Origin of the sequence: Leifsonia poae (genome assembly GCF_050632195.1) — a bacterium.
GTDB lineage: Bacteria > Actinomycetota > Actinomycetes > Actinomycetales > Microbacteriaceae > Leifsonia > Leifsonia poae_C.
This window is the reverse complement of sequence record NZ_CP192580.1, coordinates 3,659,041-3,672,160: the sequence shown is the minus strand read 5'-3', so window position 1 is coordinate 3,672,160 and position 13,120 is coordinate 3,659,041. Positions and strand designations below refer to the sequence as shown.

The 13,120-nt window shown below is 68.7% G+C and carries 12 protein-coding genes; 5 read left to right on the top strand and 7 right to left on the bottom strand.

Translation table 11 applies throughout. The annotated features are described in order from the left end of the window. Positions 1–53 precede the first annotated feature (53 nt). Positions 54–1,067, bottom strand: coding sequence for a malate dehydrogenase (locus ACQ86A_RS18505; RefSeq protein ID WP_431278380.1), 1,014 nt, complete (start codon positions 1,065–1,067; stop codon positions 54–56). A 40-nt stretch (positions 1,068–1,107) separates the two neighbouring features. Continuing rightward, positions 1,108–1,881: a glycoside hydrolase family 16 protein gene (locus ACQ86A_RS18500; protein ID WP_431278379.1), complete on the bottom strand. Its 774-nt coding sequence runs from the start codon at positions 1,879–1,881 to the stop codon at positions 1,108–1,110. A 29-nt stretch (positions 1,882–1,910) separates the two neighbouring features. Here ACQ86A_RS18500 and pip point away from each other — a divergent pair, with 29 nt between their 5' ends. From pip to ACQ86A_RS18485, 3 genes are read left to right on the top strand one after another with little or no spacing between them, the layout of a single operon-like run. Then, positions 1,911–2,867, top strand: coding sequence for a prolyl aminopeptidase (gene pip, locus ACQ86A_RS18495; protein ID WP_431278378.1), 957 nt, complete (start codon positions 1,911–1,913; stop codon positions 2,865–2,867). A 1-nt stretch (position 2,868) separates the two neighbouring features. Next, positions 2,869–3,870 carry a cytosine deaminase gene (locus ACQ86A_RS18490; RefSeq protein WP_431280518.1) on the top strand — a complete coding sequence of 334 codons (1,002 nt, stop codon included), beginning with the start codon at positions 2,869–2,871 and terminating at the stop codon, positions 3,868–3,870. Then, positions 3,774–4,049: an amidohydrolase family protein gene (locus ACQ86A_RS18485; protein ID WP_431280486.1), complete on the top strand. Its 276-nt coding sequence runs from the start codon at positions 3,774–3,776 to the stop codon at positions 4,047–4,049. Before ACQ86A_RS18490 ends, ACQ86A_RS18485 begins: the two co-directional genes overlap by 97 nt. Positions 4,050–4,096: 47 nt before the next feature. Here ACQ86A_RS18485 and ACQ86A_RS18480 read toward each other — a convergent pair whose 3' ends face one another. Both ACQ86A_RS18480 and ACQ86A_RS18475 read right to left on the bottom strand, forming a co-directional pair. Next, complete coding sequence (locus ACQ86A_RS18480) at positions 4,097–4,558, bottom strand: adenylyltransferase/cytidyltransferase family protein (protein ID WP_431278377.1); 462 nt, start codon at positions 4,556–4,558, stop codon at positions 4,097–4,099. Between the two features lie 78 nt (positions 4,559–4,636). Next, entirely contained in the window at positions 4,637–5,254 is a 618-nt protein-coding gene (locus ACQ86A_RS18475) for a hypothetical protein (RefSeq protein ID WP_431278376.1), read from the bottom strand. A gap of 373 nt (positions 5,255–5,627) precedes the next feature. Between ACQ86A_RS18475 and ACQ86A_RS18470 the strand changes: the two genes are divergently transcribed. Together ACQ86A_RS18470 and ACQ86A_RS18465 are read left to right on the top strand one after the other, a co-directional pair. Beyond that, positions 5,628–6,854 (top strand): hypothetical protein, encoded by a 1,227-nt coding sequence (locus ACQ86A_RS18470; RefSeq protein ID WP_431278375.1) that lies wholly within the window; start codon positions 5,628–5,630, stop codon positions 6,852–6,854. 188 nt (positions 6,855–7,042) lie between these two features. Then, positions 7,043–8,302, top strand: a complete 1,260-nt coding sequence (locus ACQ86A_RS18465) for a right-handed parallel beta-helix repeat-containing protein (protein WP_431280485.1) — start codon at positions 7,043–7,045, stop codon at positions 8,300–8,302. Between the two features lie 90 nt (positions 8,303–8,392). On the opposite strand, the gene ACQ86A_RS18460 is transcribed toward ACQ86A_RS18465, so the two are convergent. From ACQ86A_RS18460 to ACQ86A_RS18450, 3 genes are read right to left on the bottom strand one after another with little or no spacing between them, the layout of a single operon-like run. Then, a complete protein-coding gene (locus ACQ86A_RS18460) occupies positions 8,393–10,027 on the bottom strand; it encodes a lipopolysaccharide biosynthesis protein (RefSeq protein WP_431278374.1) in 1,635 nt (544 codons plus the stop codon). Further along, a complete protein-coding gene (locus tag ACQ86A_RS18455; protein ID WP_431278373.1) occupies positions 10,024–11,406 on the bottom strand; it encodes a Coenzyme F420 hydrogenase/dehydrogenase, beta subunit C-terminal domain in 1,383 nt (460 codons plus the stop codon). The genes ACQ86A_RS18460 and ACQ86A_RS18455 overlap by 4 nt, the downstream gene beginning before the upstream one ends. Then, positions 11,403–12,479 carry a polysaccharide pyruvyl transferase family protein gene (locus ACQ86A_RS18450; RefSeq protein ID WP_431278372.1) on the bottom strand — a complete coding sequence of 359 codons (1,077 nt, stop codon included), beginning with the start codon at positions 12,477–12,479 and terminating at the stop codon, positions 11,403–11,405. The genes ACQ86A_RS18455 and ACQ86A_RS18450 overlap by 4 nt, the downstream gene beginning before the upstream one ends. Positions 12,480–13,120: the final 641 nt, after the last annotated feature.

The window sequence follows — 13,120 nt, the reverse complement described above, 5'->3', positions numbered from 1 at the left end:
CGAGTTTCACCCAGCGTCCATTCGCGTTCAAGCGCCCGTTCCCCAACGGGCGGCTAGATGAGGCCGAGGGAGCGGACGGCCTCGCGCTCCTCGAGGAGTTCGGCGACGGATGCGTCGATGCGGGCTCGCGAGAACGCGTCGATCTCGAGGCCCTGCTCGATCTGCCAGGCGCCGTCGACCGAGCGCACCGGGAACGAGGAGACGATCCCCTCGGGCACTCCGTACGACCCGTCGGAGACGATACCCGCGGATGTCCACCGATCGCCCGTGCCGTTCACCCAGTCGTGCACGTGGTCGAGGGCGGCGCTCGCGGCCGATGCGGCGCTGGAGGACCCGCGCACCTCGATGATCTCGGCGCCACGCTTCGCGACCCGCGGGATGAACTCATCGGCCAGCCACCGCTCGTCGACCAGGTCGACCACCGGCCGGCCGTTGACGGTCGCATGGCTGATGTCGGGGTACTGGCTCGCCGAGTGGTTGCCCCAGATGATCACACCGTCGATCGCCGAGACCGGAACGCCGAGCTTGGCGGCGAGCTGGGCGACGGCGCGATTGTGGTCGAGGCGCGTCATGGCGGTGAACCGGTCGGCAGGAACATCCGGAGCATGGGCGCTGGCGATCAAAGCGTTCGTGTTGGCCGGGTTGCCGACGACGAGCACACGGACGTCGGATGCGGCTCCCGCGTTGATCGCCTCACCCTGCGGCCCGAAGATGGCGCCGTTCGCCTCGAGCAGGTCTGCCCGCTCCATGCCGGCGCCGCGAGGGCGCGCTCCGACGAGCAGGGCGACGTTCACGCCGTCGAAGGCGGCGCGCGGGTCGTCCGTCACGACGATCTGCTCGACGAGCGGGAAGGCGCCGTCCTGCAGTTCGAGCGCGGTTCCCTCGGCAGAGGAGAGGCCCTGCGGGATCTCCAACAGGCGCAGGTCCACGGGCACATCGCGGCCGAGCAGCTGCCCCGAGGCGGCGCGGAACAGCAGCGCGTAGCCGATCTGGCCGCCCGCTCCGGTGACGGTGACGGTCACGGGGGTGCGGGATGCGCGGACGGAGGCGGTGCTGAAATCGGTCACGTCGCCAGCCTATTCCGCGAGCCCGTTCGCGTAAGGGTGCTCAACTCCAGCCCACACTCCTCACCGTGAGGTTCGGCGTCTCCGGAGCGCGGTCCGGAGTCATATTGAGTGCGACGGTGTCCGGAAAATCGAAGACACCGAGGATGAGCATCATCGGGTACTCGGGCGACGCTGGAACTCGTCGGGTGAGGACGTCGTCGACGAAGAAGCCGACCGCATCCGGTGTCCAGTCGATCGCATACGAATGGGACCGGGACACGTCGAGGGGCATCTCGCGCACCACGAAGTCCTCGGGCAGCGCCGGGTCGCGAAACCGGTGGATTCCGCTGCCGACACGGGCAACCGGAGGGTCGGCGGTCGTATCGACTCCATCGCCGAATATCTCGACCAGACAGATCTCGCCGCAGCGTTCGGGCTGGTCTTCGAGTCCGATCATCCAGGCCGAGAACATCGACCCCGGTCCGATCTGCGCACTCGCGGTGACCTCGACGCGACCGTACTGCCGCACCAGGCCGAGTTGGGTCGGCTGCTCTTCGCGCACGGTGAGTCCGACTCGGAAAGGAGAGGGGGCGAGTGTGCTGCCGACCGGTCCCGACCAGTCGGCGCTTTGAACAGCCGAAACACGGAGTGGGGGTTCGTGGATCTCGGGACACCAGCGGGGATGCGCCGGCGGTATCGAGAGCCTCAGGCCGTCGGCCACGAGCGCGAAGTCGGCAGCAGCCGCCGCCCTCGAACTCCACGCAGGCAGATAGGCGGGCATCCACACCTCGAGATCGAGGTGCGGCCCCGAAAAGTCCGTGGCGAACGCGTCCACGCCCACACAGTACTGCGTAGGCTCTGGGCATGCGCAGCTTCTACCCTGAGATCGATCCGTACGCATCCGGACTGCTCGACGTCGGCGACGGCCAGCAGATCTACTGGGAGACCAGCGGGAATCCGGATGGCAAACCGGTGGTGTTCCTCCACGGCGGCCCCGGTGGCGGAACCAACCCCCAGCAGCGGCGTCTGTTCGACCCGGAGAAGTACCGGATCGTGCTCTTCGATCAGCGGCAGTGCGGGCAGAGCCTGCCGCACGCGAGCGATCCCGAAGCCGACCTGAGCACCAACACGACGTGGAACCTGGTCTCCGACATCGAGAAGCTGCGCGAACACCTCGAAGTCGAGAAGTGGATGGTGCTCGGCGGGTCGTGGGGGAGCTCGCTCGCCCTCGCGTACGCGGAGACGCATCCTGATCGGGTCACCGAACTCGTGCTGCGCGGCATCTTCACACTGCGCCCGATCGAGCTGGAATGGTTCTACGAGGGCGGCGCGGCAGCGCTGTTCCCCGACCTGTGGGAGGGGTTCCTCGAGCCGGTTCCACCGCTCGAGCGTGGACACCTCATCAAGGCTTACACGCGGCTGCTCAACAGTCCCGACCCGGAGGTGCACGGCCCGGCCGCCGTCGCCTGGTCGCGCTGGGAGTCGTCGACGATCACGCTGCTGCCGCGACCCGAGGTGGTCGAGGCCTTCACCGAGGAGAAGTACGCGGTCGCCTTCGCCCGCATCGAGAACCATTACTTCACGCACCTCGGCTGGTTCGAGGACGAGCAGCTGATCAGGGATGCGCCGAAGCTCCGCGACATCCCCGCCGTCATCGTGCAGGGGCGCTACGACGCCTGCACGCCGCCGATGACCGCGTGGGATCTGCACCGGGCGTGGCCCGAGGCTGAGTTCAAGATGATTCCGGATGCCGGCCACGCCTTCGACGAGCCGGGCATCCTGGACGCGGTCATCGAGGCCACCGACCGATTCGCGGAGTGACGTGCAGACGATCCTGCGGAACGTTCGGCCTTGGGGCGGGCCGGCCTCGGACATCCGGATCGCCGATGGGGTGATCGTGGCGGTCTCGCCGCATGACCCTCGCGACCAAACGATCTCCGGCGACCCGGCGACCACGTTCATCGACGGACGCGGACTGCTCGCTCTGCCCGGTTTCATCAATGCGCACGCGCACCTCGACAAGAGCTGGTGGGGCAAGTCCTGGGTCTCCTACGGCGGTGAGGCGACCACTCAGGGGCGGATCGAGCACGAACGGCTGCACCGCGAGGCGCTCGGGATACCGGGCGTCGAGAGTACGACGGCCCTGCTGCGAGCTCTGGTGTCGCTCGGGACCACCGCTTTCCGCACCCATGTCGACGTCGACCTCGGGGTCGGGCTCGACGGCATCCGGGTGGTCAAGGATGCGGTGGCCGCGCTCGGCGTTCCGGTCGGGCTCGAGATCGTGGCGTTCCCGCAGGACGGCGTGCTGCGCAGGCCCGGGGTGCTCGAACTGCTCGACCGCGCCGCCGCCGAGGGTGCCGAGCATGTCGGCGGACTCGATCCCGCCTCGATCGACCGGGATCCGGTCGGGCAGTTGGATGGCCTCTTCGACATCGCCGACCGTCGGGGCGTGGGTATCGACATCCACCTGCACGACGGCGGTGAGCTGGGTGCGTTCCAGTACGAGCTGATCATCGAGCGCACGTTGGCCACGGGCCTGGCCGGGCGCGTGAATGTCGCCCACGGTTTCGCAATCGGGGATGTCTCGCCCGCAAGGCAGGCAGCCCTGATCGAGGGATGCGGTCAGCAGGCGTCTCGATCACGACGGTGGCTCCGATCAACGCGCCGAGGCTGCCGCTGGATGCGCTTCGTGCGGCCGGCGTTCCGGTCGGACTCGGTACCGACGGCATCCGGGACCTCTGGGGTCCGTACGGGGACGGCGACATGCTGCGGCTGGCCACACGGCTCGCTCAACTCTCCGGCGCTCGTCGCGATGAGGAGCTGACGGCGGCCGTCCGGATCGCGACGAGCGAGGCTGCCGGATTCGTTGGACGCGCATCCCACGACCTGGTCTCAGGTTCTGCCGCCGACATCGTGCTGCTCGACGCGGAGAACGTGCCGGAAGCGCTCGTGGCGGCGCCGAAGCGAGAACTCGTGCTCGTCGGCGGGCGTGAACTCGCCTGACGGCGCACCGCTGAGTGCCGGCACCTGCCGGCTCGACTCGGCGCGGGTCAGTGGGCTGCGCGCGCGACCGGTGCGGGCTGTGCGCTCGCGGCGGTGAGGGCATCGAGAGCCCGACGGAGCACAGTGCTCGAGGTCGACATCGTGTAGGGGAAGTAGACGACCTCGACCCCGACGGCGGCGAACTCCCGCTCGAGGCGCAGGCCCTTCTCGGTGCCGCGCCAGTCGTCGCCCTTGAAGAACACGTCGAACCGTAGTTCACGCCACATGTCGAGCTTGTCGGGCACGGTCTCGGCGACCGCCTGATCGACGAAGCGGTTGCTCGAGACGATCTCGAGACGCTCGGCCAGCGGCACGACCGGGTCGATGCCTTTGGTCAGGCGCAGCATCTCGTCGGAGACGACTCCTGCGATGAGGTAGTCGCACTCGCTCTTGGCGTGTTTCAGGATGTTGAGGTGTCCGATGTGGAACAGATCGAACGCCCCAGCAGCGTAGCCGACGCGTCGGGTCACGGGCCGCTCCTTCGGGTTGAGTAATGCTCACCTATTCTGGCGCATAAGTGAGTATTTGTCACCCCAAACGGGATCGGTTTACCTCGTCGAGCGCAATGCCGTCGCGATGAAGGCCGCGAGCGGCTCGATCTGCGTCAGCGCGGCGATGAATGCCGCATCTCCCCGGCCGTACGGATCGAGGATGTCGCCCTCGGCGTATCCTCGCCGGGTCACCGCTCCTCGGGAGGTCACGCCGGGGCTCGGCCGGTTCGACGCCGCCCAGGCGACGAGTTCTGCAGCGGTGGCGGAAGCAGAGTCGGGATGACCTCGCACCGCGTCGGCGAACTCCGTCAGCGTGAACGCTCGGCGCACGGAGCGCGGGTCGTGACTGAAGACCCACTCACGGTGTTCGCGGGTCGCGGTCAGAATGAGATCCGACTCCGCCAGCATCGCTCGCGTGGCCTGCCGGGCGACGAAATCGTCGCTCTCGATTCCGCGCTCGGCCAGGAGCGTGCCCATCGGCGGGGAGATCGGCCAGCCCGCCATCGCGTGGGTGCCGGCGGAACTCACGGCGAACCGCGCCGCACGCGTCTGCTTCGTCTCGCTCGGCCCGGTTGCTGCGCCCGCGAGCTCGCCGGCCAGGAGGAGGTCGACAGCGGGTGACCGGCAGATGTTGCCGGTGCAGATCGCGAGGATGCGGAAGGGCGAATGAGCCATACGGACATTCTGGTCGACAGGGCTCCTCCTCTGGGATTTCGCCGGGAACCTCCGTAACACGGGTGCGTCAAACTGCGAACGACCTGGGAAGAGGGCCCGGCGCGGCACGCATGCTCGCAGCGTGCATCCTGAATACTGTACGGAAATGAGAATCAATCGTTCCGCGCGTGAACAGGGGTTTTCTGCGCGGAATGAGCACCCGAATGGGGGTGCCGCGCTCTGTAAATCCGGCACTCCCTCAGGTAAGGTTGAGAGTTTGAACTCGCGTTGCAGTCCTGCACTCTGCTAGCCTCGCCTGCAGAAATTCAGTAGTCGTTGGTCTCACCTACTGTTCCGCCCCTACAACGACGACAGCATTGGACAGACACCCCCTATGGTCCGTCAGCCCGCTCACCGCCTAACAACAACAAAAGAAGCCAAAGCAACACCAACAACCCCCAACAAGAAACGCAAGATCGGATTCGGAATCGCAGCCGGTTCGACGGCCGTGGCACTTGCCGCCTTCGGCCTCCCTGCTCTCGCCGCACAAGCGGCTCCGGTCACCTATTCGAACGACAAGCAGATCGTGTCGGACACCCTCGACCGCGTTCAGCAGAACGGCTGGGGCTCCGCCCCCGTCGGCGGCGCGTACACGGTCAGCAGTCCGACGGCCTTCTCGGCCAACGGCGCCACCGGCGTCGCTGCAGTGCCGCGTCCCGGCGCGTCGCTCACGGCATCACTGCCGAGCGCGACGGCGACGGATGCCGACATCTCGACCGTCGTCAGCATCCCCACGCTGCCGACAACCGGCAACGGCGTCTACGCCGGCGTTCAGCTGCGCTCGGCTAAGGGCTCGTACTACCAGGCCACCGCGCGCATCGACGCCAAGGCCCGGCTCCTGCTCTCCGTGAGCCGGATCAACGGGTCGACCGCCGACCAGACGACCATCGCCGCTGAGAAGGTCGTCGCGCAGAACGTGACGGCCGGTCAGAAGATCGCGATCGACTTCCGGGTCACCGGAACGGATACCGTCTCCACGACGGCGCGCGCATGGCTCGCCTCGCAGACGGCGCCCGACTGGCAGGTCAGCGGAACCGATGCGACAGCCAAGAAGCTCACTGCTGCAGGGAGCGTCGGCCTCTGGTCTTACGTGTCCGGCAGCAGTGCCGCTACGGCGGTCTCCTTCGACAATGTCTCGGCGTACTCGCTGAAGGCTGTTCAGGGTGGTCAGCCGACCCAGCCCGACCCGACGCAGACCGCGACTCCGACTCCGACGCCCACCGAGACCACGGCGCCGACCGAGCCGACGAAACCGACTCCCCCACCGAGCCGACCAAGCCGACCGAGCCCGCTCAGCCGACGACCGGTGACACCACGATCGACCAGAGCACGGCACGCTCCGGCACCGGTTCGGCCGCCGTGGGCAGCACCTCGTACGCCGTCCCGTCGGGCGCGTACTTCGTGGCCCCCGCTGGCTCCGACTCCGTGTCGCGAAGCACCGAGGCCGCCCCGTGGAAGAGCGTGCAGCACGCCGTCGACTCCGCCCCGAGCGGTTCGACCATCGTTCTCCGCGCGGGCACGTACCACGAGACCGTCACCATTCCGCGTGGCAAGCAGCTGACCATCCAGGCATACCCGAAGGAGGCCGTGTGGTTCGACGGCAGCCGTACGGTGAGCAACTGGACGCAGTCCGGCTCCACCTGGGTCTCGGGCAACTGGAACATCGACTTCGATGACAGCCCCACGTACACGCGAGGCGCCCCTGACGGCACCGCGCCGGGCTGGGCGTTCGTGAACCCGGACTATCCGATGGCCGCGCACCCCGACCAGATGTGGATCAACGGAGCACCGGTGACCCAGGTCAGCTCGCGGTCCGCAGTGAAGGCGGGAACGTTCTTCGTCGACACCGCCGCCAAGCAGCTCGTTCTGGGTACCGACCCGAGCGGGAAGCAGGTTCAGTCCAGCGACACCGTGAAGGCGTTCACCGTTCTCGGTGACGGCAGCACGCTCCGCGGGTTCGGCGTCCGTCGCTACTCGCCGTCGGTCCCCGACATGGGCGCGTTCCAGATCTACGCGAACAACGTCAACCTCGAGAACCTCTCGATCACGGACAACGCGACGACCGGTCTCGTCACGGGTGGCCTCAACGGCACCTGGACCAACGTGACCGTCGCCCGCAACGGCATGCTGGGCGCCCAGGCGACCTACGCCGACGGCCTCAAGGTCTCCGGGATGCTCGCGGCGAACAACAACACGGAGCACTTCAACCGTGCACCTGTCGCCGGTGGCCTGAAGGTCGCTCGTTCGCGCAACATCACCGTGACCGGCAGCAACTTCCTGAACAACTCGGGTAACGCGCTGTGGTTCGACGAGTCGGTGTACAACGTGTCGGTCGCCAACAACGACATCGTCGGCAACGAGGGCAATGCCCTGGTCGCCGAGATCTCGGCCAAGTTCGCCATCGCGAACAACGTGATCGCCAACAACGGCATCGCCGGCATCCTCGTCAGCGACACCGGCACCGTGGACATCCACAACAACACGATCACCGGCAACGCGCGTGACATCAACATCACGCAGGGCACGCGCCGGGCCAGCCAGCTCTCGACCGCCGGGCACGACCCGCGTCAGGCGCTGCCCGACCCGACCGTGACCTGGATCACCGGCAACATCACGGTGGCCAACAACGTGCTGGCCAAGAGCACCGGCAACGCCGTGCTCGCGGTCGAGGACTACAGCCACGAGCACTCGGCTGCGCAGATGGGCATCACCATGAACGGCAATGTCTACCAGCGCTCCAGCGCTTCGGCTCCGACCTGGACCATCATCTGGTCGCGTGGCGCGGGCAACCCTGCGGTCTACAACTCGCTCGCCGACTTCTCCGCCGCCACCGGCCAGGACAAGTCATCGCGAGCGGTGGACGGTTCGGACGTGCTGTCCGGCATCAAGCTGATTCCGACGCTCACGAGCGCGGCCGGGTCCATCGCCCAGCCGCTGCCCTCGAGCATCGCGAGCCTGACCGGCAAGCCGGCCGGAGCTCAGCAGCTCGGCGCCTGGCCCACCAAGTAGTCAGCACCACCCCAGCAGTGCCCGAAGAGGCCGTCGCGACTGCGGCGGCCTCTTCGCTGCGTCTACGAATCGGTAGCGGGATGTGCCCGGTCAGCGCTTGCGGATCATCCGCGCAGCGGCGAGCACGCCCCCGATGTCGCGACGCACGGGCGGGATGAGCAGAGCCGCCAGTGCGTAGATCGCCAGAGCCGCGACGATCGATGCGGCGACCTGGATGAGCGATCCCAGCGGCTCGCAGAGCCAGGTGGCCCCGCCGGCCGCTCCCGCTGCGAGCGTCGCCAGGGCCAGGATCCGCGCGGCGCCGGCGTAGAGGCGGGCCGTCGGGATGCTCGTGCGGCGCGAGAGCCACCAGAGCGAGATCGGCCACGAGATCGCAGGGGCGACGGCGTATGCGATCGCGACGCCGAGCACCCCGCCGAACGAGCCGATGGCGATACAGACGATCTTGATGGCCGCGCTCACGAGCGAGTAGCGCAGCAGGTCACCCGTGAGGGCCCGCGAGACGTAGACCCAGTAGCCGACGAAGGCGAGGATCTGGAAGATGCCGGCGATCGCGAAGAGGCGCAGGATGGGGGCCGCCTCCATCCACTGCGACCCGAGCAGGATCGCCGTCAGTGGCTCCGCCGCCCCCGCGACCAAAGCGAGGCCCGCGACGATCGTGTAGCCGAGCGCGAGCTGTCCGCGGCAGAGCCAGTCGGCGAACCGGTCGCGCTCATCCTTGAGGCGGGAGAAGATCGGCAGCGCGACGGTGGTCAGCGGGATGCGCACCTGGTTGAGCGGTGTCATCAGCAATTGGAAGGCGCGGCTGTACAGACCGAGCGAGACCGTGCCGAACCGGACGCCCACGAGAACGTTGTCCACGTTGTTCGCGATGTAGGCTACCAGTTGCGAGGCGAGCATGTTCCAGCCGAAGCGGACGAAGCCGCTGATCGACTCGCCGCGCCGGGGGAGTCGCGGTATCCAGCCCGCAGCGATGATCAGCACGATCAGTAGCACCAGAGCCTGGCTGAGCTGCTGGGCGACGAGCGCCCAGTACCCCCATCCGAGAAGCGCACCGCCGATCGCGATCAGCAGGGCGACGGCCGGGGCGGTGATGTCCGCGGTCGCGACGGATGAGAACCGGAGCCGTCGCACCAAGTCGGCACGGTACTGCGTGCCCAGCCCGTTGATGAGGAACGTGAGTGACAGCGCGTGCGCGATCGGCACCAGATCGGGCTGGCCGAAGGCGGCCGCGATGAGCCCGGCGCCGAGGAAGACGAGAACGCAGAGCACGGCGCCGATGCCGGCGTTGACCCAGAAGAGATTGTCGCGCTGCCCGCGGGTCACCGTCGTCGCCTGGATGGCCGCCGAGGAGAGCCCGAAGTCGCGGAACAGTTCGCCGACGCCGATGATCGCGAGCACCATCGCGATCAGGCCGTAGTCGTGCGGGCTCAGCAGCCGGGCGAGCACAACGACCGACACCACCTGGACCAGCACCTTGCCGCCCTGCGCAGCGAGGGTGACGGCGGCGCCGCGCGCAGCCTGCGAGCCGAGTTGGGGGGCCGGGGCCGTGATCGACACCGCCTCCTCGGCCGGGGTTGCCGCGGCGAAATCGGCCGAGTCCCCGATCAGGGCGGGATCGGTGGGGATCGGCTCGGCGAGCTCGGCCGGCGCCTCTGACAGGCCCGCGTCGTCTCGCGCGCCACGGTGGCGCGCGTTCGGGCGAGGCGGGCGCCGGTCGCTCACGGCGTCGGCCCGTCCTGGGTGGGCGCATCCTGAACGGGTGCATCCCGAGCGGGGTCGGCGGAGACAGCGGGGGTTCCGGATGCGGCCGCGCGCCGCCGTCGGTACGTCCCCCTGGCCATCCGGATCGTCTCGCGAAGCCGCGGCACGGCCAACAGCAGCAGCCCGAATCCGCGGTAGCGCGGAACGCGACCCCCGGCCAATCGCGCACCGAGGAGTCGGCCGCTCAGCGTGCTCCTCCGGGTGGTCTGCAACGGTTGCACGGCGGCGAGGTCGTCGATCTCCATCGGCGTGACCGAGATGACCCCCGCCTCGACGGCCCTCAGCACGATGTCGTAGCCGCGCTCGGTGCGGGCGATGAGTGCGCTGCGGCCAGCTCCTTCGGCGAACACCGGATAGCCCTGGGCGTCCGCTCGCCAGAAGTCGGCGGCAGTGATGTCGGCGCTTTCCTCGACTCCGTCGGCACAGATCTTGCACCGCCACTGCACGGCCGGGCCGAGGGTCGAGCCCCACGATTCGTCGTAGCTCGCATCGGCCTGAGTGCCGTCACGACGCACTGCGGTGAACCGTCCGGGCCAGCCGCGTCCGCGGTACCAGAGGTCGGCGAGCGGCTCGTCGTTCTGTACGCCGAGGGACTCGACCAGCGCGTCCGTCGCGTGCTGACTCGGGGTTCCGGCGCAGAAGAAGGACAGGATGATCGGATCATCCCCCGGTGCTGCCGCCTCCGGCGCCGGTCGGCTGGAGATCAGGGAGCGCACAGCCGAGGCCTCGCAGGGCTTGCCGACGAACACCGTACCGTTCTGGGTCGCTGCCGCCTGCGACGCGCTCGCGACGGGGGCGTAGCGCGAACCGGCGGCGGCGATGGCCTGGTCGCGGGACATGATCGTGACGCTGACCGTGCGACGCGGCTCGGCGGCGTCCGCAGTGGCTCCGACCATCCGAGCGGACTCACCGGTCTCGAGCAGCCAGGCCGCGATCGCGGTCAACGCGCCACCGCTCGAACCGCGGTGACGGGTCTCGCTGTCGGTCGCCCACGCCTTCCAGGCGCGTACGACAGGGCCCATGGTGGGGTGGCGCTGCGCGCCGGCCGGACGGGCGGCGCGCACAGTCACACCGGGGCAGGCGTCGGCGAACCGTGCTGCCCCATCCGGAGCCGCTCCTCTGACCTCGTCGTCGGTTGCAGAGGTCTCCGCCTGCTCGACGGCGACTCGCACCGGGCGCAGGAAGCCCTCGGCGTTGCGTCGCATCTCGATGCCCGGGTCGAGGAGGGCGCACGCGCCGCATCCTGAGCAGTTTCCGGCGTCTACGACACGGGCGATCGCGGCGTCGAGGGCGCGGGATGCGTCGGTCAGGGTCGCAGGATGCTCCGTCTCAGTGGTCACGCGACCTCCCTCAGAGCCTGCTCGGCCACCGCGAGCGTGGCGTGCGCGCGCTCGAGTGCGGCGGCGGCGTCGGCCTGCAGTGTCGGAGCGGCCAGCTCGCGCATCACGTCGGCGGCCGGGTCGTCACTGGTGCGCAGGTCGACGGTGTGCTCCCAGCCGAGGTCGGCGAGCAGCGGGGTGAACTTGCGCGAGTACGCGAGCGGGATGGCCGGGGTGCCGACCGAGAGCGCGTTCAGGCACGCGTGCATCCGGGACCCGATGACGACCCGCGCGGAGGCGACCGTCGTGCGCACATCGTCGAGGCCGGTGGGGAGGACGACCTCGGCGTCGGTCGCGACCGTCGACGAGAACTCCGCGATGGCGGCGATGTCGGAGTCGGGATTGTCGGAGTCGAGCACGTGCGCGAGCAGGGTGACGTCGCGACCGTCGGCGCGAAGCGAGCGGTAGAGGCGCGTCACGGTGTGGCGATACTTCGCGGAGTCGACGTGGGGATTCGGGAACCAGAGCAGACCGGAGACGTTGAGCACCACATCCCGGGTCAGAGGAACGTCGGGCCGGGGGAGCGCGAACACGACATCGGTCGTCAGCACGTCGGGTGTGCGACCGAGTTCGCCGGCATGATCGGCGCTCGCCGAGTCGCGGGCCATCACGAGCGCCGAGCGGCGCAGTGAGTGCCGACCGATCGCGCGGCCGCTGCGGCTGTCGAACGGGCCGATCGTCTGCGGGCCGAGCACGACGGGGACCCCTGCCTGGGTGGCGAACTCGGCGACGGTCGACATGACGACGAGCCGGCGGGTTCCGTAGATGTCGGCGAAGCTGTCGCCGGAGCGGGTGTCGATGACCAGGTCGAAGCCGGCGAGCCACTTCTGCATGCCGACCTTGCCGAGCACGCGTTCCTTCACGAGCGAGCGCACGCGTCCGATGGGCAGCTCCGGCACTCGCATGCCGTAGTTCTGAAAGGTGATCTCGGCGTCCGGCCACACCCGCCGCACGAGCTCGGCCGTGCCGGAGCCCAGCGCGCGCACACCCAGATTGGGCGAGGCGTCGTCGGCCCAGAGAACGAGAACTCGCATGGCAACACTTCCGCGGTCGGGTCGACGGATGAGCGGAGCGCGTCCCTCACGCGCTTGGCCCGGGCAGCCGTCGTACGGGTGCCTCTTGTTGAGACTTACTCATGTATCTTAGCCAGGAGTCCAGCCCGTGCGCCCGACGGATCCGGCCGGATCTGCCCCCACTTCAGGGGAATCGCGGTCGCCGGAGCCGTTCAGGCGGGCCAAGATGGAGCCCACAGACCACCGAGGAGGGGATGCCGTTGGCCGACCTGATCGTGCAGCAGTCCTTCCCGGAGCCGCGCCCCACCACCAATCCGTACCTCGTGATGCTGCGCGACAGCATCCGGGACCTGCCGGGTGTCGAGCTCAGAACCTTCAGTTGGCGCCGTGTGCTCACCCGCCGCTTCGACGTGTTCCACGTGCACTGGCCCGAGATCCTCGTCTCGGGGCAGAGTCCGCTCAAGAAGCTCGTGCGGCAGGGGCTGACGCTGCTGCTCGTGGCGAAGCTCGCGATCACGCGCACGCCGATCGTGCGCACGGTTCACAACCTCGAACTGCCCGACGGAATCTCCCGTCGGGAGCGATGGCTGCTCGGGTTGATCGACCGACGTACGACCCTGCGCATCCGGCTGAACCCGCTGACGCCGATGCCCGCCGGTGCC